The sequence below is a fragment of the Paenibacillus sp. genome, assembly GCF_035645195.1.
In the GTDB taxonomy this organism is placed as follows: Bacteria; Bacillota; Bacilli; order Paenibacillales; family YIM-B00363; genus Paenibacillus_AE.
Map to the genome: position 1 here is coordinate 154022 of NZ_DASQNA010000016.1, position 26735 is coordinate 180756.

Annotated in this window: 23 protein-coding genes, 1 tRNA gene and 2 rRNA genes; 12 read left to right on the forward strand and 14 right to left on the reverse strand. The window is 55.3% G+C overall.

The window, feature by feature from the left end:
• Positions 1-4: 4 nt before the first annotated feature.
• Together VE009_RS08245 and VE009_RS08250 are read right to left on the reverse strand one after the other, a co-directional pair.
• Positions 5-880 (reverse strand): mechanosensitive ion channel family protein, encoded by an 876-nt coding sequence (locus VE009_RS08245; RefSeq protein WP_325006912.1) that lies wholly within the window; start codon positions 878-880, stop codon positions 5-7.
• 14 nt (positions 881-894) lie between these two features.
• Positions 895-1146 carry a DUF3343 domain-containing protein gene (locus tag VE009_RS08250; RefSeq protein ID WP_325006913.1) on the reverse strand — a complete coding sequence of 84 codons (252 nt, stop codon included), beginning with the start codon at positions 1144-1146 and terminating at the stop codon, positions 895-897.
• Positions 1147-1277: 131 nt separating this feature from the next.
• Between VE009_RS08250 and yyaC the strand changes: the two genes are divergently transcribed.
• Complete coding sequence (gene yyaC, locus VE009_RS08255) at positions 1278-1895, forward strand: spore protease YyaC (protein ID WP_325006914.1); 618 nt, start codon at positions 1278-1280, stop codon at positions 1893-1895.
• Here the strand turns inward: yyaC and VE009_RS08260 are convergent.
• From VE009_RS08260 to rpmH, 12 genes are all read right to left on the reverse strand, one after another.
• Positions 1870-2370, reverse strand: coding sequence for a DUF4446 family protein (locus tag VE009_RS08260; RefSeq protein ID WP_325006915.1), 501 nt, complete (start codon positions 2368-2370; stop codon positions 1870-1872). The genes yyaC and VE009_RS08260 overlap by 26 nt on opposite strands.
• 30 nt (positions 2371-2400) lie before the next feature.
• On the reverse strand, positions 2401-3564 hold the full coding sequence (locus VE009_RS08265) for an aminotransferase class V-fold PLP-dependent enzyme (protein WP_325006916.1): 1164 nt from the start codon (positions 3562-3564) through the stop codon (positions 2401-2403).
• Between the two features lie 68 nt (positions 3565-3632).
• Complete coding sequence (locus VE009_RS08270) at positions 3633-4487, reverse strand: ParB/RepB/Spo0J family partition protein (RefSeq protein WP_325006917.1); 855 nt, start codon at positions 4485-4487, stop codon at positions 3633-3635.
• Positions 4480-5241 carry an AAA family ATPase gene (locus tag VE009_RS08275; RefSeq protein WP_325006918.1) on the reverse strand — a complete coding sequence of 254 codons (762 nt, stop codon included), beginning with the start codon at positions 5239-5241 and terminating at the stop codon, positions 4480-4482. Before VE009_RS08275 ends, VE009_RS08270 begins: the two co-directional genes overlap by 8 nt.
• A gap of 117 nt (positions 5242-5358) precedes the next feature.
• A complete protein-coding gene (gene noc, locus VE009_RS08280; protein WP_325006919.1) occupies positions 5359-6183 on the reverse strand; it encodes a nucleoid occlusion protein in 825 nt (274 codons plus the stop codon).
• Positions 6184-6420: 237 nt separating this feature from the next.
• Entirely contained in the window at positions 6421-7152 is a 732-nt protein-coding gene (rsmG, locus tag VE009_RS08285; protein WP_325006920.1) for a 16S rRNA (guanine(527)-N(7))-methyltransferase RsmG, read from the reverse strand.
• Positions 7153-7189: 37 nt separating this feature from the next.
• Positions 7190-9091, reverse strand: coding sequence for a tRNA uridine-5-carboxymethylaminomethyl(34) synthesis enzyme MnmG (gene mnmG / locus VE009_RS08290; protein ID WP_325006921.1), 1902 nt, complete (start codon positions 9089-9091; stop codon positions 7190-7192).
• A gap of 29 nt (positions 9092-9120) precedes the next feature.
• Positions 9121-10497 carry a tRNA uridine-5-carboxymethylaminomethyl(34) synthesis GTPase MnmE gene (gene mnmE, locus VE009_RS08295; RefSeq protein WP_325006936.1) on the reverse strand — a complete coding sequence of 459 codons (1377 nt, stop codon included), beginning with the start codon at positions 10495-10497 and terminating at the stop codon, positions 9121-9123.
• 73 nt (positions 10498-10570) lie between these two features.
• The gene (jag, locus tag VE009_RS08300) at positions 10571-11245 is read right to left on the reverse strand and encodes an RNA-binding cell elongation regulator Jag/EloR (protein ID WP_325006922.1); all 675 of its coding nucleotides are present in this window, start codon (positions 11243-11245) and stop codon (positions 10571-10573) included.
• On the reverse strand, positions 11196-11897 hold the full coding sequence (locus VE009_RS08305) for a YidC/Oxa1 family membrane protein insertase (RefSeq protein ID WP_325006923.1): 702 nt from the start codon (positions 11895-11897) through the stop codon (positions 11196-11198). Before VE009_RS08305 ends, jag begins: the two co-directional genes overlap by 50 nt.
• 203 nt (positions 11898-12100) lie before the next feature.
• The gene (rnpA, locus tag VE009_RS08310) at positions 12101-12460 is read right to left on the reverse strand and encodes a ribonuclease P protein component (RefSeq protein WP_325006924.1); all 360 of its coding nucleotides are present in this window, start codon (positions 12458-12460) and stop codon (positions 12101-12103) included.
• 217 nt (positions 12461-12677) lie between these two features.
• Complete coding sequence (gene rpmH, locus VE009_RS08315; protein ID WP_138197678.1) at positions 12678-12812, reverse strand: 50S ribosomal protein L34; 135 nt, start codon at positions 12810-12812, stop codon at positions 12678-12680.
• 526 nt (positions 12813-13338) lie between these two features.
• Between rpmH and dnaA the strand changes: the two genes are divergently transcribed.
• The 11 genes from dnaA to VE009_RS08370 all read left to right on the forward strand — a co-directional run bounded on the left by dnaA (position 13339) and on the right by VE009_RS08370 (position 26647).
• Positions 13339-14697: a chromosomal replication initiator protein DnaA gene (gene dnaA / locus VE009_RS08320; protein ID WP_325006925.1), complete on the forward strand. Its 1359-nt coding sequence runs from the start codon at positions 13339-13341 to the stop codon at positions 14695-14697.
• Between the two features lie 179 nt (positions 14698-14876).
• Positions 14877-16022 carry a DNA polymerase III subunit beta gene (gene dnaN, locus VE009_RS08325; protein ID WP_325006926.1) on the forward strand — a complete coding sequence of 382 codons (1146 nt, stop codon included), beginning with the start codon at positions 14877-14879 and terminating at the stop codon, positions 16020-16022.
• 31 nt (positions 16023-16053) lie between these two features.
• A complete protein-coding gene (gene yaaA, locus VE009_RS08330) occupies positions 16054-16263 on the forward strand; it encodes a S4 domain-containing protein YaaA (protein ID WP_325006927.1) in 210 nt (69 codons plus the stop codon).
• Positions 16260-17381: a DNA replication/repair protein RecF gene (gene recF, locus VE009_RS08335; protein WP_325006928.1), complete on the forward strand. Its 1122-nt coding sequence runs from the start codon at positions 16260-16262 to the stop codon at positions 17379-17381. Before yaaA ends, recF begins: the two co-directional genes overlap by 4 nt.
• A gap of 20 nt (positions 17382-17401) precedes the next feature.
• Positions 17402-17650 carry an extracellular matrix regulator RemB gene (remB, locus tag VE009_RS08340; protein WP_325006929.1) on the forward strand — a complete coding sequence of 83 codons (249 nt, stop codon included), beginning with the start codon at positions 17402-17404 and terminating at the stop codon, positions 17648-17650.
• Positions 17651-17744: 94 nt separating this feature from the next.
• The gene (gyrB, locus tag VE009_RS08345) at positions 17745-19658 is read left to right on the forward strand and encodes a DNA topoisomerase (ATP-hydrolyzing) subunit B (RefSeq protein ID WP_325006930.1); all 1914 of its coding nucleotides are present in this window, start codon (positions 17745-17747) and stop codon (positions 19656-19658) included.
• A gap of 1070 nt (positions 19659-20728) precedes the next feature.
• Complete coding sequence (gyrA, locus tag VE009_RS08350) at positions 20729-23215, forward strand: DNA gyrase subunit A (protein ID WP_325006931.1); 2487 nt, start codon at positions 20729-20731, stop codon at positions 23213-23215.
• A gap of 91 nt (positions 23216-23306) precedes the next feature.
• A complete protein-coding gene (locus VE009_RS08355; protein ID WP_325006932.1) occupies positions 23307-24377 on the forward strand; it encodes an HD-GYP domain-containing protein in 1071 nt (356 codons plus the stop codon).
• Positions 24378-24693: 316 nt separating this feature from the next.
• A 16S ribosomal RNA gene (locus tag VE009_RS08360) occupies positions 24694-26236 on the forward strand.
• A gap of 174 nt (positions 26237-26410) precedes the next feature.
• Positions 26411-26527 (forward strand): 5S ribosomal RNA (gene rrf / locus VE009_RS08365).
• A gap of 46 nt (positions 26528-26573) precedes the next feature.
• A tRNA-Ile gene (locus VE009_RS08370) sits at positions 26574-26647 on the forward strand.
• Positions 26648-26735: the final 88 nt, after the last annotated feature.

A 26735-nucleotide genomic window follows, 5' to 3' on the forward strand; every position in this document is an offset into this window, starting at 1 on the left:
CCGATCATTCCGTTCTCTGCAGCATCACCATGCGCGGATACGGGATTTCGATCCCTTCCGCGTCCAGCGCCTTCTTGATCGCCGCATTCAGCTCGCGCCCGACGCCGACGTGCGTCATCGGCTTGCACTCGGCCGTCACGCGGATGACGACTTCGGACGCCCCCAGCTGCTGCACGCCCAGCACTTCCGGCTCCTTCACGATGTTGGCGTTCGTCTCGGACACTTCTTTCGCGGTTCGGCGAATGACCTCCGCCGCCCGATCGATGTCGGATTCGTAAGAAATCGAAACGTCCACCACGCTGACCGTGTTGTTCGTCGAGAAGTTCGTCACTTCCGTAATGGCGCCGTTCGGAATGATATGCACCTCGCCGGTCCAGCTTTTAATCCGCGTCACCCGCAAACCGATTTCCTCGACGGTGCCTTGGAAATTGCCCGTTTTGATCACGTCTCCGACGGCGAACTGATCTTCGAAAATAATGAAAAAGCCGGTGATCACGTCTTTGACGAGGCTCTGCGCCCCGAAACCGATCGCAAGGCCCATCACGCCCGCGCCTGCCAGCAGCGGCGCAAGATCGACGCCCAGCTCCGATAAGATGAGCATCAGCACGATGAAATTGACGGCATACGAAACGACGTTGTTGACGAGCCTGCCGATCGTCTGCGCCCGGCGCGGATCGAACCGCACCGGTCCTTTCCCCGCCGTCTTCCGATCGATCACGATATGCGTAATCGCGCGTCCGGCGATGCCGACCAAGACTCTTCCGGCCACGAAGTACAGTGCAATTTTCGTCAGCACCCACAAGATGCCGATCCAAAACGCGGTGCTCATCACCGAGTCGAGAACGGTGCCCATGACGGCATCAATCGGTATGTTCCCCATAGCATGTCCTCCTCCTAGACTTCAATGGTAACATAACCGGTTTCGTTTTTTAAGTAAACGCCGCGCACCTCTACCCGCTCGTCGCGCAAGATGCCGATGACCCGGTCCAAATCCCGCCCCTCGAATCCGATCGACAGCGCGCACCCGGCGGTAATCTCCTTCGGGGTCGGCATCGTATCGATGTCGATCTCGGCGTATTCGAGCAGCATCTCCGTGCGGATCGCTTGCTGCGTGGAATCGAATGCTATGACGTACAGCCCTGCCATCCCCGTCCGCCCCTCTCCTCCGATGAAATCTAGCGAAAATCTATGAACTTGTCCTAGAACGGCGTATAAAAAATTGCCGCCATCCGTATACTGTTACTACTCTACACAGTAAAGCGATAGGCGGGGACGCTATGAATTTTTCTATCGGTTCTTTTTCGTTTTTATCGAACAAAAAATCGAATTCTCCGAACCCATTGAAGCTGATGCACACCGACCCTGACGCCGTGCCCCAGCTGTACGAACGGCTGCGTTACGTATTCTCCGCCGTTCCGGCGTACCAGCCGATCGTCATCGTCTGCGTCGGCACGGACCGGTCGACGGGCGACGCCTTGGGTCCGCTCGTGGGCAGTTCCTTGTTCAAAAGCTCGGACATCCCGGTTTACGGCACTCTGGACGAGCCGGTCCATGCCGTTAATTTAACCGAACGTCTCGAGCTGATTCAACAAGAACACCGCAATCCGTTCATCGTCGCCGTCGACGCCTGTCTCGGCCAATTGTCCAGCGTCGGCTGCATCCAGGCCGGCGAAGGCCCCGTGAAACCGGGAGCCGGCGTCAATAAAGAACTGCCGCCGGTAGGCGATTACCACGTTACCGGCATCGTCAACGTCGGCGGGTTCATGGAGTATTTCGTGCTCCAAAATACGCGGCTTTCGCTCGTCGTCAACATGGCCGACGTCATCGCCGAATCGGTCCGCCTTGCCGCCGAAGAACGACTGACCGCGCTTAAGACTTCCGTTTCGCGAGAATAATCGCTTCCTTCTCTTCGGGCGTCAGCGGATACGCCGACGCTCCCGCCTCCAGCGGCTTCGCGTAGACGCGGCTTTCGTCGCGGCTGTGCAGCGAGCTCACTACCACCCCGTTCTGGCTTTCGTCCACGATCGCCAAGGAGAAGCTCAAGTCGCTGCCTCCCCTTTCGTCGAAAGGGTTATACCTCAACACCCCGACATTCGCTTTCATACGTTCCGCCTTCGCCTCCAGCGCCGCGATGCGCTGTTCGAATCGGTCCGACGCCGCCTTCAGCGCCTCCGCCCGTTCGTGAAGCTTCGCAAGAACGCCTTCCAAATCCGCTGCGCCGGTATCCTTCAAGAACGCGTTCAGCCTTCGCTTCAGCTTGCCGATCCGCACAACCGATACCAGCCATAAAACGAACAAAATAACGAAACCGAACGCTCCGATCGCAATCCAACCTTCTAGCGGCAGTTCAAAAACAACGATTTCCCCCATGCCGTTCAACTCCCTGTCGTCATCGTCGTCTTACGCTTTGCCGCGATATTCCCGAACGATCTGTCCGACCGCGTCGACGAAATAATCGACCTGATCGTCGGTCGTGAACGCCCCTACGCTTGCCCGGACCGCCCCCGTCGCTTCCGTGCCTGCGACGCGATGCGCCAGCGGCGTGCAGTGATAACCCGCTCGCACCGCGATGCGGAAATGCTGATCCAGCACGAAGCTTATTTCCGCGCTGCCGATGCCCTCCGCCGTGAATGCAACGATGCCCGTCCTCGGTTCGCCGAGCTTCGGACCCAACAGCCGAATGCCGTCGAGGCGCATCAGCCCCTCCATCATTCGCTGCGTCAATCCCCATTCTCTATTATGGATCGTTGCGATCGTCTCATGCAGAACGAAATCGACTCCCGCGCCCAAACCGGCGATGCCCGGCGTATTTTGCGTGCCCGATTCGTACCGGTCCGGCCGCACCGTCGGCTGCAGCACCGCCTCCGACTGGCTTCCCGTACCGCCGACGACGAGCGGAGCAACCTCAAGCTTCGGCGAAATGTACAATCCGCCGGTCCCCTGCGGTCCGTACAGCGCTTTGTGTCCGGGGAACGCGAGCATATCGACCCCCATCGCCTCCACGTCGATCGGAAGCACGCCAGCCGATTGCGCCGCGTCGACGAGCAGCGCCGCCCCGCAGCTTCTCGCGATGTCGCCGATCTCGGCGAGCGGAACGATGCTGCCGAGCAAATTCGAGCTGTGATTGACGACGATCAATCGCGTCTGCGGCTCCACCGCTCGCTTTACCTGGATCGGATCGAGTTGTCCGCTCTCGCTCGTTTCGACGTATGTAACCCGAACATTCCTCGTCTCCTTCAACCACTCCAGCGGACGGCGAACGGAATTATGTTCGACCGCCGTGCATACGACATGATCCCCTTCCTTCACATAGCCGAGAATCGCCGTGTTCAGCGCCGCGGTCGTGTTCAGAGCGAATGCGATATCGTTCGGATTGCGAATACCGAACAGCGTCGCCAGCTTTTTCCTCGTTCGGAATATCGCCCGGCTCGCTTCTACCGCCAGCTTATGACTCCCCCGTCCCGGGTTCGCCCCGTACTTCGTCACGGCCTCGACCATCGCCTCCGCGACGCCCGGCGGCTTCGGCCACGACGATGCCGCATTGTCAAAGTAGTATACGTCCATCTTTTTCCGCCTCCAGACAACAAATCAGCATACCATCGGCTTCACCGTCGGTATGCTGTATTTTCTCGTTAGCCGGTAATTTTTCCTTGCAGCACTTCGAGGAGTCGCTGCAGATCGTCTTGGGAATAATACAGAATCTCAATCTTCCCTTTGTCTTTGTTCGCTTTAATTTTCACCGTCGTCTTTAAGTATTCCCTCAGATCCTCTTCCAACGCATGGATGTATGGATCCCGTTTTACCTTTTTCGGCTTCGGCTGTTTTTTCTGTTGATCCTCGAGTTTCCGAATCGCATCCTCCAGCTCGCGCACGCTCCACTGTTCGGCGATCGTACGCTCCGTTAACGCGAGAATCGTCTTTTCATCCTTCATGCCGGCGATCGCGCGCGCATGACCCATCGATAATGTTCCACGTGAAACATATTCCTTCACCTTCGCCGGCAGCTGCAGCAATCGCAAGAAATTAGCGATATGCGAACGCGACTTGCCGACTTTGGCCGAAAGCTCCTCCTGCGTCAAAGAAAACGTATCGATCAAGTTCTGGTACGCAAGCGCGATTTCCATCGCGTTCAAGTCTTCGCGCTGCAAGTTTTCGATGAGCGCGATCTCCATCACTTGACGGTCCGTAAAGTTGCGGACGACTGCCGGAATCGTCGCTAAACCGGCCTGTTCCGAAGCCCTCCACCGCCGCTCGCCGGCAATGATTTCGTAGCCTTTCAGCACCGCGCGAACGATGATCGGCTGAATGACGCCATGCTCTTTAATCGAACCGGCCAGATCGGCGATGCTCTCTTCGTCGAAGTGTTTCCTCGGCTGATACGGGTTCGGCCGAAGCTGCGCTAACGAAATCTCCACGATTTTATCGTCGTCTTTAATATGAAGCGCAGGAATTAGTGCGTCGAGACCTCTGCCCAACCGTTTATTCAATGGAGATCACTTCCTTTGCAAGCTCCATATACACTTCCGCGCCCTTCGATCTCGGGTCGTACGTAATGATCGATTGCCCATGGCTCGGCGCCTCGCTCAAACGGACATTTCTCGGAATGATCGTTTGGTACACCTTATGTTGGAAATATTTCTTTACTTCCTCGATCACTTGAATGCCTAAGTTCGTGCGCGCGTCGAACATCGTCAGCAGCACGCCTTCGATTTGCAACGTCGTATTCAAATGCTTCTGCACCAAACGGATCGTGTTGAGCAGCTGGCTTAATCCTTCTAACGCGTAATATTCGCACTGGATCGGAATAATGACGGAATCGGAGGCGGTTAATGAATTAACGGTGAGAATGCCTAAGGATGGCGGACAATCGATCAAAATGTAATCGAACATATGGCGCACAAGCTGCAAACTCTTCTTCAACCGCACTTCTCTGGATATCGTCGGCACTAACTCGATTTCGGCGCCCGCGAGCTGAATCGTCGCCGGAATCGCCTTCAAGTTCGGGATGTTCGTGTCGACGATCGCATCTTTCGGATGAATGTCGTTAATGATGACATCATAAATGCAATACGTGACATCCGCTTTATTGATGCCGATACCGCTGGTAGAGTTGCCTTGGGGATCGATATCCACCAATAGCACTCTCTTGCCCAGCGAAGCGAGCGACGCGCCTAAGTTGACCGAAGTGGTCGTCTTGCCGACGCCGCCCTTCTGATTCGTTATTGCTATAATTTTCGACAACCGATTTCACCTCAAACGTATGATCAGGCCTCTTATGCGGCTTTCTCTCTGCTTCTTGCTCGGACAAGCGAAGAAAAAAGCGGCTCTCGCCGCTGTCGACTTCGTCTCGCCTCGTATTTATCGCTTCGGGATCGTAATAATGATTTCGTATCGATCTTCGTAATCTTGTTCGTTCTTGACGATATTCATACCCGTTCCAGCCACCATGTCGACGGATTGTCGAATCGTGTTGACCGCTAAGCGGACGTCCTTCGAGAACGATATCCGTTTCGGTTTTTTCTCCGGCGTTTCCTGGATCGATTGCAAAATAAATTGAATGCGGGTCTCCGTCTGCTTCACGTTCAATTCTTTCGTGATGACGTCCTCGAGCACCTTCACTTGCAGCTCTTCGTTCGGGAGCGACAACATCGCCCTCGCATGCCTCTCGGTAATTTGCCGATCGAGCAATGCGTTTTTCACCGGCTCGGACAATTGCAGCAGCCGTATTTTGTTCGCGATCGTCGACTGGCTCTTGCCGAGACGCTGCGCCAAACTTTCTTGCGTCAAGGAATGGATTTCAATAAGCTTCTGGTACGCGAGCGCTTCTTCGATCGCTGTCAGCCCTTCGCGCTGCAAATTCTCGATCAACGAGATCGAGGCCGCTTGCGAATCGTTGATTTCGCGGATAATCGCAGGGATCGTGTCCCAGCCGAGTTTCCTGACAGCCCTCCAGCGGCGTTCGCCGGCGATCAATTCATGCTTGCCGTCGCGCACGCGGACGACGATCGGTTGAATGACACCATGCGTCCGTATGGTTTGGCACAATTCCTCGATGCGTTCGTCGTCGAATACGGATCTTGGCTGATACGGGCTCGGAACGATCGAAGCGACCGAAATCATTTTCACTTCTTCGTTCGACGATTTCTCGGCCAGTCCAAACAAACGATTCAATTGTTCCTTCATGTCGATTGCACCATACTTTCAATAATGATCGATTGCTCCGCGCATGGACGTTTCAGCGATCATATAACGAAAATGCGGCTCATAGGCAAAACAAGCCTCCGCCGCTCGACGGAGACAAGTCTGCTTTCGATTTGCCGTATAAAGATTATTCGATACGTGTGTCGAATTTCCTGCTTAAGTCGCAGAAAGAAATTTCGAATTTCACGCGAAAATGTTCCACGTGAAACAATGGCGATATTATTTCGTGGCGATTAGCGGCGTTTTCAGCGGCACACCAGGCTTGCGCGGATACTTGCCCGGCGTCGGCTTCGTTTTTCGAACGACGATGATATGCCTTCCCGATTGTTCCATCGGCAGCTCGAACGCATGGTCGTTGACCAGCTCGCCGCCGAGCTCCTTGAACGCGAACTTCGCTTCGGCCAGCTCTTCCGCCGGATCGGAACCTTTCATCGCGACGAAATGACCTCGAGGCTTCGCGAACGGTATGCAAAATTCAGCCAATACGTTCAACCTCGCGACGGCTCTCGCCGTCACCAAATCGTATTGATCCCGGTGCGCAGCCAATCTCGCGACATCCTCCGCCCTGCCGTGCACGCAAGAGACATCGGACAAACCGAGCGTTTCCGTCAAATGCTGCAAAAATCCGATCCGCTTCTGAAGGGAATCAACGATCGTAATTCGAAGATGGGGAAATAAGATTTTGAGCGGAATGCTTGGGAATCCGGCGCCCGAGCCGATGTCGGCCATCGAACCGACATCGGCCATCGGGTGGAAGAACGCAAGCGACGCCGAGTCATAGAAGTGCTTGACGTACACCTGCTCTTTCTCCGTAATGCCCGTTAAATTCATTTTTTCGTTCCATTCCACAAGCTCGCGGTAATACGTTTCGAACTGCTCCAGCTGCCGCTCCGAAACGGCGATCGACCGTTCGGCGAGCAATCGTTGAAAGTCAAGCGCAGGCCCCGTCATGATCAACCTCTTCTCCGCCGTTCGATGTATCGGGCGTTTACCCTTTCGCAGCGGTTACTTTGTTGTATTGTTCCAAATAAACGAGCAAAATCGAAATATCCGCAGGCGTCACGCCGGCGATCCGCGATGCTTGGCCGAGCGAGATCGGACGAATCGAGCTCAGCTTTTGTCTTGCTTCCGTGGCAAGGCCGTGGATCGCGTTGTAATCGATACCCTCCGGAATTTTCTTTTTCTCCATCTTTTTCAGCCGTTCGACTTGCTGCAGCTGCTTTTCGATGTAGCCGGAATATTTCAATTGAATTTCGACCTGTTCCTTCATCTCGCTGTCGAGCGGGTACGGAGAAGGAATCATCCGCTCGATGTGCGCGTACGTAATTTCCGGACGCCTCAGCACCGAAGCGGCGTCGACCGAATTGACGAGCGGCACCGAGCCGGCTTCCGCGAGAATCGCCTGGACCTGCTCCTCCGGACGAAGCTTCGTTTTGTGCAGTCGTTCAATCTCTTGCTCCACCATCGCTTTTTTCGCCAAAAACTTATCATACCGCTCCTGCGGAATAAGCCCGATTTCATATCCAATATCGGTGAGGCGCAGATCCGCGTTGTCGTGGCGAAGCAGCAAACGATATTCCGCGCGGGACGTGAGCAGCCGGTACGGCTCGCTCGTTCCTTTCGTCACGAGATCGTCGATCAAGACGCCGATGTACGCTTGCGAACGATCCAGTACGACCGGCTCTTTCCCCTGCACTTTGCGCGCCGCGTTGATGCCGGCCATGATGCCTTGGCCAGCCGCTTCTTCGTACCCCGACGTGCCGTTGATTTGACCCGCCGTGAAGAGTCCCGGCAGCCGTTTCGTCTCGAGCGACGGCCACAGCTGCGTCGGCACGACCGCATCGTACTCGATGGCGTACCCGGTACGCATCATTTCGACCTTCTCGAGACCTGGAATCGAACGAAGAATACGCAACTGTACGTCTTCCGGCATGCTCGTCGATAGCCCTTGCACGTAATATTCGCTCGTATACCGTCCTTCCGGCTCGAGGAACAATTGATGCTTCGGTTTGTCGGCGAAGCGGACGATTTTGTCCTCGATCGAAGGGCAATAGCGCGGACCCGTCCCTTCGATCGCGCCCGAAAACATCGGCGCCCGATGCAGGTTGTCGTTAATAATTTCGTGCGTCTCCCCCGACGTATACGTGAGCCAGCAAGGCAGCTGCGGCTCACCCGGCTGCTTCACTTCATCGTAAGAGAACGTCTTCGGATTGTCGTCGCCCGGCTGGATTTCCATCTTGCCGAAATCGATCGAATCCTTGTGCACGCGCGGCGGCGTGCCGGTTTTGAATCGCACGAGGTCGAAACCGAGCTCCTTCAAGTGCTTCGACAGCTCGACGGACGGCTGCTGATTGTTCGGACCGCTTTCGTACATCAGCTCGCCGATAATCACCTTGCCGCGCAAATACGTGCCCGTCGTCAAGACGACCGACTTCGCCCGGTATTCCGCGCCCGTCTTGGTGACGCAGCCGCGGCACTCGCCATCTTCGACGATGAGCCGCTCGACCATGCCTTGACGGAGAGTCAATTTCGGCGTGCGTTCGATCGTCTCTTTCATCATGTGCTGATACATAAACTTGTCCGCCTGCGCGCGGAGCGCATGGACGGCAGGACCTTTCCCCGTATTCAGCATTCGCATTTGGATGTACGTTTTATCGATGTTTCGTCCCATTTCGCCGCCGAGCGCATCGATTTCGCGCACGACGTGCCCCTTCGCCGGACCGCCGATGGACGGGTTGCAAGGCATGAACGCCACCATGTCCAAATTAATCGTCAGCAGCAACGTTTCGCAGCCCATCCGCGCAGCCGCCAGCGCCGCTTCGCAGCCCGCGTGCCCCGCGCCGATGACGATGACGTCGAATTCGCCCGCCGCATATCCTGTAGTCGTCATTGCTTTCTACCTCCTTGCTTCTTCGGTCGTTATTTGCCCAAACAAAATTGCGAAAAGATTTGATCGATCAACGAATCGCTGACGGCATCTCCGATCATTTCGCCGAGCTGCTCCCATGCGCGGCGCACGTCGATCTGTACCATATCGATCGGCATTTGCGCGGCGACGCCGTCCAGCGCCTCCAGCAGCGCGCCTTTCGCTTGCTTCAGCAAATGAATATGTCTGACGTTGCTCACGTACGTAATATCGCTCGATTCGATGGACCCGCTGAAAAACAAAGCGCCGATCGCCTTCCCGAGACGATCTAACCCTTCCCCTTCCCGCGCCGACAGCCGTACGACCCGTTCCTCCGGAACTCGTTCGTACAGCGCATTCCAATCGATTTTGGGCTCCAAGTCCATTTTATTCACAATGACGATCGTTTGTCGACCCGCGAGCTCGTCCATCAAGGCATTCTCTTCTTCGGAAAGCTCCTCGTGGCCGTTCACGACGAACAAAATCAAATCCGCGGACGCGATCGCGCTTCTCGAACGTTCCACCCCGATCCGCTCGACGACGTCCGACGTTTCGCGAATGCCCGCCGTGTCGAGCAGCTTCAGCGGAATGCCGCCGACCGTCACGTATTCTTCGATGACGTCTCGCGTCGTGCCCGGGATATCGGTGACGATCGCCCGATTGTCCTGCGCCAGCGCGTTCAGCAGCGAAGATTTCCCGACGTTGGGCTTGCCGACGATCGCCGTTTCGATCCCTTCGCGCAGCAGCTTTCCTTCTTCGGCCGTGCGCAGCATCGTCTCGATCTCCTCGAGCGCCGCCTCGCATTTTTCCCGAATGAACGCATTCGTCAATTCTTCGACATCATGCTCCGGATAATCGATGTTCACTTCGATGTGCGCCATCGTTTCGATCAGCACGTGCCGCAGCGCCTTCACCCTGCGCGACAGCACCCCTTCCGCCTGCTTCAGCGCGATCGTGAACGCCCGATCCGATTTCGAACGGATCAAATCGATGACCGCTTCCGCCTGCGCCAGGTCGATTCGGCCGTTCAAGAACGCCCGTTTCGTGAATTCCCCAGGTTCTGCAAGCCTCGCGCCGCGGTCCAGAATCGCGTCCAGCACCTTCTTCACCGAAACGATGCCCCCGTGGCAGCTCACTTCGACGACGTCTTCCGCCGTATACGAACGCGGCGCGCGCATCACCGTCGCGAGCGCCTCCTCGATGCGTTCCCCCGTTGCCGGAGAAACGACATGTCCGTAATGCACCGTATGCGATTCCGCCTTCGTCAGTTTCACCTTCGACCGAAACACCGATTCGGCGATGTCGACCGCGCGCGGCCCGCTGATTCGAATAACCGCGATGCCCCCTTCGCCGAGCGGCGTCGCGATGGCCGCAATCGTATCTTCCGTCATTTGCTCCACCTTCCTTTCTTCCTAAAGAAAAAGCAATGACTTAGGCGTCAAGTCATTGCCGGAATGATTCCATTTATGATTTCAACGTAATGACGATGCGTCGGTTCGGTTCGTCGCCCTTGCTGAACGTCTTCACCTTCGGATGATTTTGCAGTTGATAATGAATGATCCGGCGTTCCAGCGGCGACATCGGTTCCAGAACGACTTCCTTCCGCGTTCGAACGACTTGGTTGGCGAGGCGCAGCGACAAATCCTGCAGCGTCTTCTTCCTTCGTTCCCGGAAACGTTCGGCGTCGATGACGATCCTCAGATGTTCGCCGGAAATGCGGTTCGCGTACACGTTCACGAGCGTCTGCACCGCATCCATCGTTTGCCCGCGGCGCCCGATGAATACGCCCAGTTCTTTCCCGTTCACTTCTAACACGATATTGCCGTCTTCGTCCTCCGTCCGTCGAATCGTCGCATCGATGCCCATGTCTCGGACGATTTCGGCGAGGTAGGCTTTCGACCTTTCGATCGCGTCGAACTCGGGGAAAGACGGGACCGGTTCGGGAACCGGCTCCGCCCGCTTCACTTCGATCACTTCAAGCTCGACTTTCGCATCCTTCATCCCGAACAAGCCGAGGATCCCTTTCGAAGGATGCTCCAAGACGGTGATTTTTACCCGGTCTTCCGTCACGCCGAGCTCGGCTAATCCTTTATTTACTGCGTCGCTTACCGTTTTTCCGCTGAACACCCGTTTCGACATTTGCAACCGCCTCGCCTCTCAAGCGTGGTTTATAAATGAAGTACGACTGCACGATGGTGAACACGTTGCTGTATACCCAGTATAGAACAAGCGCCGACGGGAAAGACCACGACATGACCAAAATCAGTATCGGGAAAATGAAGAGCAGCATCTGCATGTTTTGCGGCATTTGCGCTTGCATCATTTTCTGCTGCAGGAACGTCGTGAGCGCCGCCAAAATCGGAAGCACGTAAATCGGGTCCGGCGCGCCGAGCTGCATCCATAAGAAGTTATGTTCGCGAATATGCGGATTGCCTAAAATCGATTGATACAATGCGATCAAGACCGGCATTTGAATAAGTAACGGGAAACAGCCGCTCAGCGGGTTGACGCCGTGCTGCTGGAACAGCTTCATCGTCTCTTCCTGCTGCTTCTTCGGGTCGGTCGAATATTTCTCCCGGATCTTTTGCAGCTCCGGTTGAATCGCTTGCATTTGTTTCGAAGACTTGTACTGTTTGAGCGTTAAAGGAAGAATGACCAACCGAACGATGATCGTAATGACCAAAATCGCAAGTCCGTATTCATTAAATAAAGCGGCGGCCAACCAATCGAGCGCATCGGACAACGGGCCGACGAAATATCCGCCCCAAAAGCCTTCCCGATTAATATCCATCTGAGTTGCGTCGGTACAACCGGCAAGCAATAAGAACGGTAGAAGTAGCGCCCATTTCCAACGACGTTGAAGTGACAACGAATAACCCTCCCAAGTCTATATAAGAACATCTTCGATCGGCTCGCATCCGCTTGTCCCAGACCGCCCGAACGGCGGAATGCATGTATGGTAAAACTATACCATACAATCCTCGGCAAAGAAAATCATGGTTGCCTTCGCGCGGCGGTTTTCAAGATGTCCGCCCGCTTGAACACATGGCGGATGCTTTTCCTCAAAGCGTCGTGATCGAGCTCGAGCGCAGGCTTGCGTACGATGCAGACGATGTCGACGCGCGGCTTCATTTCCGCTTCCATCCGGCGGACGATCTCTTTCACGCGCCGCCGCATCCGGTTGCGAACGACGGCATTGCCGACCTTCTTGCTTACGGACACGCCGAAGCGGAACGGTTCCGCCGCCTGGGAATGCCGCACGTATACGACGAATTGGTGGTTGGCGGCCGCTTTGCCGTGTTTGAACACCTTCGCGAAATCTTCTCTTTTTCGTAGTCGCAGCCTCTTTTGCACGATTCCGATGCTCCTGCCTATTTACCCTTTATGGTTAACCGAAAATAACCTTTATAAACAAAAAGGACCACATGGAAGTGGTCCGGCGAAGCGTATGTTAACGATACAGAATGTTTGCGAATCGTTAACGCATCGATACGACGAAACATTCTGTACCAAGAAAAACTTCCGCTGATCCGCGGTCGCACATCTTTTAAATGTACTAAAGAAGTTTTTCTTACGCGCTGATGACTTTTCTGCCTTTCAGACGGCGAGCAGCAAGCACTTTACGCCCGTTCTTCGTAGCCATCCGCTTACGGAAGCCGTGAACCTTCTTACGCTTGCTCACATTCGGTTTAAATGTCGGTCCCATCGTTGAACACCTCCTTGATCCAGTCCTTGCCCAAAAACAAAGCGCTTTTTCTATTTAAGCATTTGAGCGCATCAAAGTCAATAAGGCGTCCCCTGTTGGCAAAAATCTCACAACCGGCTGGCTTGTGCACAAAATAAACGCTCAACACCGGCTTGTGCACAACATTTTTCGCAAATCGTCTCATTTTGTCGAAATGTGAACAACTTGCGCACAGAACGCAGGATTGTAAATAAAACTTGAATGAAAATAGTGAAAATGTGGATAACACCCGAATACGCATTGAAACCGGGGGGGTTATTTGCTATATTGATATTGTTTTCGTTGTGAATAAACCCAAATTATCCTCCGAATTATCAACATGCTGTGGATAAGATTGTGAACATTATTCCCCTTTATGGATAATTAGATCCCTTAATAAATTCAATTATGTTGATAACCACGACACGGAATTAGCGGATTTTACATATTTCGACGAGAATCCGTCTGTATTGGCCGTCACGCGCAGGTTTGAAGGAGTGAAGCGATTGTGGACAACCAACCCACACAATTATGGCAGAACGTTCTACAATTGTTGCAATCAAGAGTAAGCCGCCCGAGCTTCGATACATGGCTGAAATCGACGAAAGCCGCACAATTGACCGAGAGTTCTTTAACGATCTGCGCGCCGAACAATTTCGCTAGAGAATGGCTGGAAAACCGATATACCCGCTTGATCGAAGCCGCCGTGCTGGAGTGCACCGGCCGGGAAATCGAAATTCGCATCGTCACGGAGGAAGAGCGCGAATCGGCCGGCGCCGCGCCGCCTCCGCAGCCGCCGAAGCGCCCCGTCGTTCCGGCGGAGCCCGTATCCGTCGGCGGATCGATGCTGAACGCCAAATATACGTTCGAAACGTTCGTCATCGGCGCGAACAACCGATTCGCGCACGCCGCCTCGCTCGCCGTGGCGGAAGCGCCGGCCAAGGCCTACAACCCCCTGTTCCTATATGGGGGCGTCGGTCTCGGCAAGACGCACTTAATGCATGCGATCGGCCATTATATCGCGGAGCACAATCCGAGCGCGCGGGTGCTGTACATCTCGTCCGAGAAGTTTACGAACGAGTTTATTAACGCCATCCGCGACAACCGGGGCGAAAGCTTCCGGAACAAGTACCGCAATATCGACATCCTTCTCATTGACGATATTCAGTTCTTGGCCGGAAAAGAACAAACGCAAGAGGAATTTTTCCATACATTCAACGCGCTGCACGAAGAGCGGAAGCAGATCGTTATCTCGAGCGACCGGCCGCCGAAGGAAATTCCGACGTTGGAAGAGCGGCTGCGCTCCCGATTCGAATGGGGTTTGATTACGGACATTCAGCCGCCGGATTTGGAAACCCGAATCGCGATTCTTCGAAAGAAGGCGAAAGCGGAAAACCTGGAGATTCCGAACGAAGCGATGATGTATATCGCCAACCAGATCGACACGAACATCCGGGAATTGGAGGGCGCGCTCATTCGAGTGGTCGCCTACTCTTCTTTAATAAATCAGGATATTACGGTGCATTTGGCCGCGGAGGCGCTCAAAGACATCATTCCGAGCTCGCGCAACCGCGTCATCACCATTCAAGATATTCAGCAGCGCGTCGGCGAATACTACGGCATGAAGACGGAGGATTTCAAAGCGAGGAAACGGACGAAAAACGTCGCTTTCCCAAGGCAAATCGCGATGTATTTATCCAGGGAGCTCACCGACCACTCGCTACCGAAAATCGGCGAAGCGTTCGGCGGCCGCGACCATACGACGGTCATTCACGCGCACGAGAAAATATCTAGCATGCTGCAGACGGACCAAGAACTTTATAAGATTCTTCAAGCGATTCGAGAGAAAATTAAAAACCCGACGTGACGATTCTGAATAACAAAGCGAAATCGTTGAAGCCTATACACACTTTATGCACATGTGGATAGGCTTCAATTTCCGTTTTTATCGAGTTGTCCACATATTCTTGGCCCCTACTACTATGACTACGATTTAAAAAAAGATATTATTACTACTATGCAACCATTTTTGGAGAGTGAGCCCCCTTGAAATTCACGATACAGAAAACGCAGTTGAACGAATCGATCCAGCACGTCAGCAAAGCGATTTCGAGCCGCACGACGATTCCGATCCTCTCCGGCATCAAAATCGAAGCGAACGCGACCGGCGCTACCTTGACCGCTAGCGATACCGATATTTCCATCCAAGCTTTCATTCCCGTCGACGTGGACGGCCAGCGCGTCATTTCGCTCGAGCGCCCGGGCAGCGTCGTCGTGCCGGCGAAATTTTTCGTCGACATCATCCGCAAGCTCCCGGCGTCGGACGTTCATATCGAAGTGAACGAATCGTTCCAGATCGGCATCAAATCCGGTTCTACCGAAATTCAGCTCGCCGGCCTCGATCCGGAAGAATTTCCGCTGCTCCCTCGGCTTTCCGAGCACCAAACGCTCACGATGCCGAGCGAAGTGCTTCGTTCGATGATCCGCACGGTCGCTTTCGCCGTTTCCGCGAACGAAGCGACTCCGGTTTTGACCGGCGTTCTGTGGATATTGGAAAACAGCAAGCTGAAGTTCGTCGCGACGGACCGCCACCGCCTCTCGAGCGTCGAGAAGCCGATCGACTGCCCGTCCGACGTTAAGTTTCATAATATTGTTATCTCCGGGAAAAACTTGAACGAGCTCAGCAAAATTTTGCCGGAGCAAAACGCGATGATCGATATCGTCGTCGCCGACAACCAGGTGTTGTTCCGCACGGGCAACATTTTGTTCTTCACGCGCATGCTCGACGGCACGTATCCGGATACGTCCAAGATCATTCCGCAAACGTACAAAACGGAGACCGTCTTCGCGGCAAAGCCGCTCGCAGACGCGATCGACCGCGCGTACCTGCTGTCGCGAGAAGAGAAGACGAACATCGTTCGACTGACGACGGCCGACGACGAACGTTCCGTCGAAATTTCGTCGAGCTCCTCCGAGCTCGGCCGCGTTACGGAGCAGCTGCCGGTGGAACGCATGAGCGGCGAGCCGTTGAAAATTTCGTTCAACTCGAAGTATATGCTCGACGTGCTGAAGGTAACGGACGACGATTCGATCTGGATCGGCTTTACCGGCGCGATGAGCCCGATGATTTTGCGTCCGGCGAACGACAGCGGCATTTTGCACCTTATTTTGCCGTACCGGACGACCACCTAATTCGCGCGACCCGGAGGCGAGCCATTTTTCCATGAAACCCGTGAAAATCGCAACGGAATACATTACGCTCGGGCAAATGCTAAAGCTGTCCGACTGCATCGATTCGGGAGGCCAGGCGAAAGCGTTCCTCGCCGAGACGGCGATCCGCGTCAACGGCGAGCCGGACAACCGCCGCGGACGAAAGCTGTATCGCGGCGACCGCGTGCTCGTCGAGGGCCACGGGGAATTCGAGATCGTATGAAGGTCTCCGCCCTCTCGCTTCGAAACTATCGCAATTACGCCGCGGTGGATCTGTCGACGGACCACCGCGTGAACGTGTTTATCGGACGGAACGCGCAAGGGAAAACGAATTTGCTCGAAGCCATCTACATGCTTGCGCTCACCAAATCGCATCGCGCCTCGAAGGATAAGGAATTGATCCGCTGGGGCGAACAGCACGCCGTGCTTTCGGCCATGACGGAACGAAAGTACGGCGATTGCCGTCTGCAGCTCGATTTGACGACGCAAGGCAAGAAGGCCCGCATCAACGGGCTCGAGCAGCGGAAGTTGAGCGAATATATCGGCACGCTGAACGTCGTTTTGTTCGCGCCGGAAGATTTGGAAATCGTGAAAGGTTCCCCGGGCGTGCGAAGAAGATTTCTAGATATGGAGATCGCCCAGGTCCACCCCGCCTACCTCCATTCGTTAAGCCAGTATCATAAAGTGCTCGTGCAGCGAAACAATTTTCTGAAAAGCGGCGGCGCGGCGAAGGCGTCCGGCGAGCCGATGCTGGCCGTGTGGAACGAACAATTGGCGGCCTTCGGTTCTAAAATCATGGTAAGAAGGCAAGGCTTTATAGCGAAGCTGCAATCGTGGGCGGAGTCGATTCATTCCGGCATCACCGGAGGCGCAGAGCGGCTCGAGGTCGGCTACCTTCCTTCGGTGGAAATGAGTCCGGGGGAAGATGAAACTGTCTTATTCGAACGATTTATGGTAAAGTTATCACAGATGAAAGAGCAGGAGCTGCGAAGGGGAGCGACGTTGGTCGGTCCTCATCGCGACGATCTTGCGTTTCGCATCAACGGGAAGGACGCGTACAGTTTCGGTTCGCAGGGGCAACAGCGCACCGCGGCGCTGTCGATCAAGCTCGCCGAGATCGAGCTGATGAAGCAGGAGACAGGCGAATACCCTGTGCTGCTGCTCGACGACGTCCTGTCGGAGCTGGATCGGCAGCGGCAGACGCAGTTGATCGAGACGTTCCGCTCGAAGGTGCAGACGTTCATTACGACGACCGGCGTAGAAGGCATACGGATGGAATCGCTCGACGATGTGAAGCTGTTTCACGTCAGCGAGGGCGCCGTCGGCGACGAACCGGGATAACGAATTAAGGGGGCGTGCGGATGTTCATCCATCTGGGCGGCGAGAAAATCATTCGCGCTTCGGAGCTGATCGGCATTTTCGACGTATCGATCGAATCTTCTTCCAAGATTTCCAAAGGCTTTCTCGCCCATGCGGCGAAAGAGAAACGAACGGAAGAGATCGGAGACGAAGAACCGAAGTCGCTCGTCGTGACGGTCGACAAGGTGTACTACTCCCCCATTTCTTCGGCGACGCTCAAGAAGCGCGCGCAATCGCCGTTGGCGCTCTAAGCATTCGACTTTACCAGCATTTGCGTTTTTATATATCTCTTATTCTTGCGTTTCGCTTGCTAAGCATCGGCAAATCTTGATGGAGTGATGATCAATGTCAGTCAACCAGCACACGTACGACGAAAGCCAAATTCAGGTGCTCGAAGGTCTGGAAGCGGTACGCAAGCGTCCGGGCATGTACATCGGCTCGACGAGCGGCCGAGGTCTACACCACCTTGTTTGGGAAGTCGTCGATAACAGTATCGACGAGGCGTTAGCAGGGTTCTGCGATAAAATCGTCGTCGTCGTCCACAAGAACAACTCGATCACCGTCATCGACAACGGTCGAGGCATCCCGGTCGGCGAACATCCGAAGCTGAAGCGCCCCGCGCTGGAGGTCGTCCTGACGGTTCTCCACGCCGGCGGCAAATTCGGCGGCGACGAGTCCGGCTACAAAGTGTCGGGCGGTCTGCACGGCGTCGGCATCTCCGTCGTCAACGCGCTGTCCGAGCACGTCACCGTAACGGTCAAGCGCGAAGGGAAAATGTATCGCCAGGAGTACCGCCGCGGCGTGCCGCAGTACGACGTTCAGGTGATCGGCGAGACGGACGAAACCGGCACGACGGTCACGTTCCAGCCGGATCCGGAAATTTTCACGGAAACGACGGAGTACGATTACGACATTCTGCAATCTCGTCTGCGCGAGCTGGCGTTCCTCAACGCAGGCGTCGAAATTGTGTTGCGCGACGAACGGACCGACACGGAGAACACGTACCTTGCGGAAGGCGGCATTTCGACGTTCGTCGAGTGGTTGAACCGGAACCGCGAGCCGCTGCATACGCCGATTTACGTCGAAGGCCGCAAGGACCATATCCAAGTCGAAATCGCGCTCCAGTACAACGACAGCTATACGGAGACGTTGTATTCGTTCGCGAACAACATCAACACGCACGAAGGCGGAACGCACGAGTCCGGCTTCAAGAGCGCGCTCACGCGCGTCATTAACGAATATGCGCGCCGCACGGGGCAGATGAAGGAAAGCGAGTCGAATTTGACCGGCGAGGACGTGCGCGAAGGGATTACGGCGATCATTTCCGTCAAAATTCCGGAGCCGCAGTTCGAAGGCCAGACGAAGACGAAGCTCGGCAACAGCGAGGTTCGCGGCATCGTGGAATCGCTGTTCGCGGAGAAATTCCAAGAATTCCTGAGCGAAAATCCGAGCGTCGCGAAGCGCGTCGTCGAGAAATCGCTGCAGGCGGCCCGCGCCCGCGAAGCGGCGCGCAAAGCGCGCGAGCTGACGCGGCGTAAATCAGCGCTCGAAGTCAGCTCCCTGCCGGGCAAGCTGGCCGACTGCTCGTCGAAGGACGCCTCGATATCCGAGCTCTATATCGTCGAGGGCGACTCCGCCGGCGGCTCGGCGAAGCAAGGGCGCGATCGGCATTTCCAAGCGATCCTGCCGCTTCGCGGTAAGATCTTGAACGTCGAGAAGGCACGGCTCGACCGCATTCTCGGCAACTCGGAAATCCGCGCGATCATTACGGCGCTCGGCACCGGCATCGGCGAAGATTTCGACATTACGAAGGCGCGGTACCACAAGATCATCATCATGACCGACGCCGACGTCGACGGCGCGCATATCCGTACGCTGCTGCTGACGTTCTTCTACCGCTACATGCGGCAGATCATCGATAGCGGGTACGTTTATATCGCACAGCCGCCGTTGTATAAGATCGAGAGGAACAAAGTCGTGCGCTACGCGTACAACGATAAACAGCGCGACCAAATTTTTGCGGAATTCGGCGAAGGCGTAAAGCCGAACGTGCAGCGCTACAAGGGTCTCGGCGAGATGAACCCGGGCCAGCTGTGGGAAACGACGATGGATCCAGACAGCCGTACGCTGCTTCAAGTGTCGATCCAGGACGCCGCGCTGGCGGACGAAATTTTCGACACGCTGATGGGCGACAACGTCGAACCGCGCCGGGATTTCATCCAGCAGCACGCGAAATACGTGAAAAACTTGGACGTGTAACGAGCAGGCACCCTCCGGCATTTGTATGCCGGGGGTGCTTTTCTTTTTGCCGGAGGGTCGCAAAATGTTCCACGGGGAACAGTTTGCAGTGGTTTTCTCAGGGGCGTCCGGGTGGCGGAATATGGTCGTGCTGCGCAGTGTATGGTGCTCGGCAGCGTCGCGTGTGGGCCGGCTCCCTATTGCAGATTGGCTGCGTCCGGCGCCGAAGTTCCCCTGCTTCCAGCGCTGGTTATGGGCAAACATAACGCTGCTGAGGTTGGGTCTCCCCCATCCCCCAGCGCCGGTTATGGGAAGGGTGTATGCAAAACAAGGGAACGGTGGTGTCATAACAAGCAACCTGGGTACCCATAACGGCTGCTGAGGTTGGGTCTCCCCCATCCCCCAGCGCCTGTTATGGGAAGGGTGTATGCAAAACAAGGGAACGGTGGTGGCATAACAAGCAACCTGGGTACCCATAACGGCTGCCGAGGCAGGGTCTCCCCCATCCCCAGCGCCGGTTATGGGAAGGGTGTATGCAAAACAAGGGAACGGTGGTGGCATAACAAATAACCTGGGTATCCATTGCGACTGCTGAGGTTGGGTCTCCCCATCCCCCAGCGCCGGTTATGGGAAGGGAGTACGTAAAACAAAGGAACCATGGTGTCATAACAAGCAACCTGGGTGAACATAACGAGCTCCGAACTAGTGTTCCCTCCTCTCTACGAAGCCTCCTTCTCCTCCACACTTAGCGCCGGTTATGGGCCTATAACGGGTACCGGTAAGCGAGCCCTCCTTGCGGCCTCACGACCCCGTCAAAGCGACCTGCACGAAAGAAGAAATTCCGCAGAGTGCGCACGCCATCGAGGAAGAATTCGGACACTCGTCGAAGAAAGAAAATAATAACGCCACGGAGGCTTGCCGAAGACGGCTGCTTTATTTGTTGAATTTTCTTCCCCACTCCCGTTTGGCAAATCTATTTTTGTGAAACAACTGGAAGTATCGGAGAAAGATATGAAAATTATTTCATGAAATGTTATAATACTTAGGTTAAGGTCGGATAAACCGAAAAGTGATGTGTCGGGAGGATCTGCATGTCGGACGAAAGAGTACAACATATCCAAGAGCGTGATATCGGCACCGAAATGCGCACGTCTTTCATGGACTACGCCATGAGCATTATCGTGAGCCGCGCCCTTCCTGACGTAAGAGACGGGCTGAAGCCTGTTCATAGAAGAATATTGTTCGCGATGTCCGAGCTCGGCATGTCGCCGGACAAGCCTTATAAAAAGTCGGCCCGGATCGTCGGCGAAGTCATCGGTAAGTACCACCCGCACGGCGACTCCGCCGTGTACGAAACGATGGTTCGGATGGCGCAGGACTTCTCGCTGCGTTACATGCTGGTCGACGGCCACGGCAACTTCGGCTCGATCGACGGCGACGCCGCGGCGGCGATGCGTTACACCGAAGCCAGACTGTCTAAGATCGCGATGGAACTGCTGCGCGATCTCAACAAGGAAACGATCGACTTCGTTCCGAATTACGACGGCGAAGAACATGAACCGGCGGTGCTGCCGGCGCGGTTCCCGAACCTGCTCGTCAACGGCGTTTCGGGCATCGCGGTCGGCATGGCGACGAACATCCCTCCCCACAACTTGGGCGAAGTGATCGACGGCGTGCTCATGCTCATCCGCAACCCGGATGCGACGCCGATGGATTTAATGTCCGTCATCAAAGGCCCCGACTTCCCGACCGGCGGATTTATTTTGGGCCGCGAAGGCATTCGCCAAGCGTACTCGACGGGCCGCGGTTCGGTCACGATGCGCGCCCGCGCCGAAATCGAAGAAACGAACGGCAAAGCTCGCATCATCGTCAACGAGCTGCCGTACCAGGTCATCAAAGCGAAGCTGATCGAGAAAATCGCCGAACTCGTGCGCGAGAAGCGGCTTGAAGGCATTACCGATCTGCGCGATGAATCGGATCGGAACGGCATGCGTATCGTCATCGAGCTGCGCAAAGACGTTAATCCGAACGTCGTGCTTAACAATTTGTATAAGCAGACGTCGATGCAGCTCAACTTCGGCATTAACATGCTCGCGCTCGTGAAAGGCGAACCGAAGGTGCTTAATCTTCGGGATATTCTCCACCACTACATCGAGCATCAAATCGAGGTCATCCGCAGACGGACCGAGTACGACCTGAAGAAAGCGCGGGCTCGCGCTCACATTCTCGAAGGTCTCCGAATTGCGCTCGACCACCTCGACGAAGTGATTGCGCTCATTCGCGCGTCGCGGACGACGGAAGAAGCCCGCGAAGGGTTGATGACGCAGTTCGCGCTGTCCGAGGAGCAGGCGCAAGCGATTCTCGATATGCGTCTCCAGCGTTTAACGGGGTTGGAGCGGGAGAAAATCGAGAACGAATACGCCGAGTTGATCAAGAAAATCGCCGAATACGAAGCGATTCTCGCCGACAACCAGCTCGTCCTCGGCATTATCGCCGACGAGCTGACTGAGGTTCGCCAGCGGTTCGCCGACGAACGGCGTACGGAAATTACGATCGGCGAGGAGACGATTCTCGACGAGGATTTGATCCCGCAGGAAGAAGTGCTGATCACGATTTCCCATACCGGATATATCAAGCGTATTCCGGTCGCGGCATACCGGAGTCAAAAGCGCGGCGGCCGCGGCGTCATCGGCATGGAAACGAAAGAAGACGATTTCGTCGAACATTTGTTCGTAACAAACACGCACAACTACTTGCTCTTCGTCACGAACAAAGGCAAGGCGTATCGTCTGAAGGCGTACGAAGTGCCGGAGCTCGGCCGCACCGCGCGCGGAACGCCGGTCATCAACCTGATCCAGATCGAACAAGGCGAGCGCGTCAGCGCCGTCATCCCGATCAAGGAGTTCGGCGACGCGGATAAGTACTTGTTCTTCGCGACGCGCCACGGCATCGTCAAGAAGACGCCGCTTAGCGATTTCTCCAACATTCGGAAAGTCGGTCTGATCGCCCTCGTGCTTCGCGACGACGACGAGCTGGTCGGCGTACGCATGACGGACGGCAACCGCCAAATCGTCATGGGCACGAAGCAAGGCATGTCGATCCGCTATCCGGAATCGGAAGTGCGGGCGATGGGACGCGCGGCGACCGGCGTCAAGGGCATCACTCTCTCCGAAAACGACGAAGTGATCGACATGGACGTCGTTGACGAGCAGGACGACGTGCTGATCGTGACGTCGAAGGGCTACGGCAAACGGACGCCGATGAACGAATACCGGATTCAGTCTCGCGGCGGCAAAGGCATCAAGACGTTGAACCTTACGCCGAAGAACGGGTATGTCGTCGGTTTGAAGGTCGTACGCGAAAACCAGGATCTGATGATCATTACCGCTTCGGGCACGGTCATTCGGACGAGCATGGAGGGCATTTCTACTATGGGTAGAAATACCCAAGGCGTTCGATTGATTCATACGCGCGAAGACGACGAAGTGGCGACGGTCACGCAAGTCGATCGCGGGGAGAATGACGTCGAAGGCGGAGAAGATCACGGAGCGCCGGACATACCGGAGACGTTAGAGTAATATTTATTAAGGGATTGGTCTTTAACGCCAATCCTTTTTGTTTTATAATTGGGTGCATCCCCATTGACACATTGAGAAGCGAGGGAATCCCATGGTCACGGTAGCCGTATCCGTGCTGAAATCCGGAGAACGTTTGATCGAGGAAGTGCGTACTTCGCAAGGCGGCGTTCTGATGGAAAAAGGGAAAGTGCTTAGTGCGAGAGACCTAGAGGTGCTCAAAGCATTTCTTATCAAATACGTGGCCATCGACGCGAAGCCTGAAGACGGACAAGAAGCGGCCGAGGATGTCGCCGCTTCGAAGTTTATGTCGAACGACATGGCTCTGTTTTATCAGGCTTACGAAGCGCTGTATCAAATATTGAAAAAGGCGTTTCGCGTCGTCAGCGCGGGGAGCGATCAGCTCCCTTTGCTGGAGATGCGTACGCATCTAGAACAGCTCCTTAGTTATGTAGAGTTGTACAACCCGCTGACGTTTACCGCCAGACGGGCCGGTCCCGACGATTATTTAATTCACAACGGGATCATGGTCGGGTTGACCTCCTACCTCCTCGCTCGCTGGCATGGGATGCAGCAGCGGGATTGGATTCCGATCGCGCTTTCGGGCATTTTGCACGACATCGGCACGACGCGGATCGACGATGCGATCGTCAACAAGCCGTCGAAGCTGACCGCCTCCGAATTCGAGGACCTTAAGAAACATACGATAATCGGGTACAATATTTTAAAAAATATCCCGGGAATCAACGAAGGCGTAAAACTGAGCGCGCTGCAGCACCACGAACGGCTGGACGGTTCCGGATATCCGCTCGGGGTCAAGGGCGAAAAAATTCACGTTTACGCGAAACTGATCGCGGTTACCGACGTGTTCCACGCGATGACGACGAGCCGGCAGTACAAGAAAGCCTCCTCCCCCTACCTCGTGTTGGAGCAATTGCGGAAGGATGCGTTCGGGAAACTGGAGCCGGTGCTGGTGCAGACGTTCATTCAGAAAGTGACCCAGTTCCACAACGGAACGATCGTAAGGTTGAATGACGGTACGGTCGCCGAAATCGTGTTTACGGATCCCAACAATCCTACCCGACCGATGGTAAGCGTGAACGGGCAGATCATCAATTTGGCGATGGACCGGGAACGATTTATTCAGGAAGTCATATCGTATTAACTTCCCTCCCTGGGGCTCGGCGTCGTTTGCCGAGCCCTCCCTTATTTTGTATTTTGACATTCCTTGTGCCGCATGGTACATTATAAATCCGCGCTTCGAACGAATAAAACGAAGCCGCGGTGGGAATAAAAAAAGATGTTGCATCGGATAGGCGAACGTGGTATTATATAAAAGTCGCTGATTTCGAAGCCGACATCAAGTGTTAGAAAAGCTTGCTCCTTGAAAACTGAACAACGAGCGCATACGCGTCTGATGAGCTTCGGCTCGTTAGACAAAGTAAGAAAGCTAGCTTGTAATGAGCATAGACGAACCACCCTTTTTGGAGAGTTTGATCCTGGCTCAGGACGAACGCTGGCGGCGTGCCTAATACATGCAAGTCGAGCGGATCTTATCCTTCGGGATAAGGTTAGCGGCGGACGGGTGAGTAACACGTAGGCAACCTGCCTGCAAGACCGGGATAACTGGCGGAAACGCCTGCTAATACCGGATAATCGATGGACCCGCATGGGTCGGTCGTAAAAGACGCTTCGGCGTCACCTGAGGATGGGCCTGCGGCGCATTAGCTAGTTGGCGGGGTAACGGCCCACCAAGGCGACGATGCGTAGCCGACCTGAGAGGGTGATCGGCCACACTGGGACTGAGACACGGCCCAGACTCCTACGGGAGGCAGCAGTAGGGAATCTTCCGCAATGGACGCAAGTCTGACGGAGCAACGCCGCGTGAGTGAGGAAGGCCTTCGGGTCGTAAAGCTCTGTTGCCAGGGAAGAACGGACAGGGGAGTAACTGCCCTTGTCATGACGGTACCTGAGAAGAAAGCCCCGGCTAACTACGTGCCAGCAGCCGCGGTAATACGTAGGGGGCAAGCGTTGTCCGGAATTATTGGGCGTAAAGCGCGCGCAGGCGGCCTTGTAAGTCTGGTGTTTAACCCATGGGCTCAACCCGTGGTCGCACCGGAAACTGCAAAGCTTGAGTGCAGAAGAGGAAAGTGGAATTCCACGTGTAGCGGTGAAATGCGTAGAGATGTGGAGGAACACCAGTGGCGAAGGCGACTTTCTGGGCTGTAACTGACGCTGAGGCGCGAAAGCTTGGGGAGCAAACAGGATTAGATACCCTGGTAGTCCACGCCGTAAACGATGAGTGCTAGGTGTCAGGGGTTTCGATACCCTTGGTGCCGAAGTTAACACAGTAAGCACTCCGCCTGGGGAGTACGGTCGCAAGACTGAAACTCAAAGGAATTGACGGGGACCCGCACAAGCAGTGGAGTATGTGGTTTAATTCGAAGCAACGCGAAGAACCTTACCAGGTCTTGACATCCCCCTGAACACGTTAGAGATAGCGTGGGCCTTCGGGACAGGGGAGACAGGTGGTGCATGGTTGTCGTCAGCTCGTGTCGTGAGATGTTGGGTTAAGTCCCGCAACGAGCGCAACCCTTGATCCTAGTTGCCAGCACGGAAGGTGGGCACTCTAGGATGACTGCCGGTGACAAACCGGAGGAAGGCGGGGATGACGTCAAATCATCATGCCCCTTATGACCTGGGCTACACACGTACTACAATGGCCGGTACAACGGGCAGCGAAGGGGCGACCCGGAGCGAATCCAATCAAAGCCGGTCTCAGTTCGGATTGCAGGCTGCAACTCGCCTGCATGAAGTCGGAATTGCTAGTAATCGCGGATCAGCATGCCGCGGTGAATACGTTCCCGGGTCTTGTACACACCGCCCGTCACACCACGAGAGTTTACAACACCCGAAGTCGGTGGGGTAACCGCAAGGGGCCAGCCGCCGAAGGTGGGGTAGATGATTGGGGTGAAGTCGTAACAAGGTAGCCGTATCGGAAGGTGCGGCTGGATCACCTCCTTTCTATGGAGATCATGTCAGCTGTAGGCTGGCGGATCAAATCTGCCGCAAGGCATCTAATACCTCTCACTCGTATTCAGTTTTGAAGGAGCTATCGCTCCCCACAAAGTGACGAAGATGCTGACGAAGCGAATTCCGAAACCTTTGCGGGGGCCCCGAAAACACCTTCGCAACTCGTTTGGTGGTAATGGCGGAAGGGAACCACGCGTACCCATCCCGAACACGACCGTTAAGCCTTCCAGCGCCGATGGTACTTAGACCGCAGGGTCTTGGGAGAGTAGGACGCCGCCAAGCGAGCCCGCTTCATGCGGAGCTTAGAACTTCATACCTCAGCAATTGAGGGCCTTTAGCTCAGCTGGTTAGAGCGCACCCCTGATAAGGGTGAGGTCGGTGGTTCGAGTCCACTAAGGCCCATTGTACCTGCCTAAGTGGTGGGTTTTGTATCGGGGTCCCCGCAAAGTATTCGGGCTCTGCTACAAAGCTTCACTTCACTTTGCGGGGT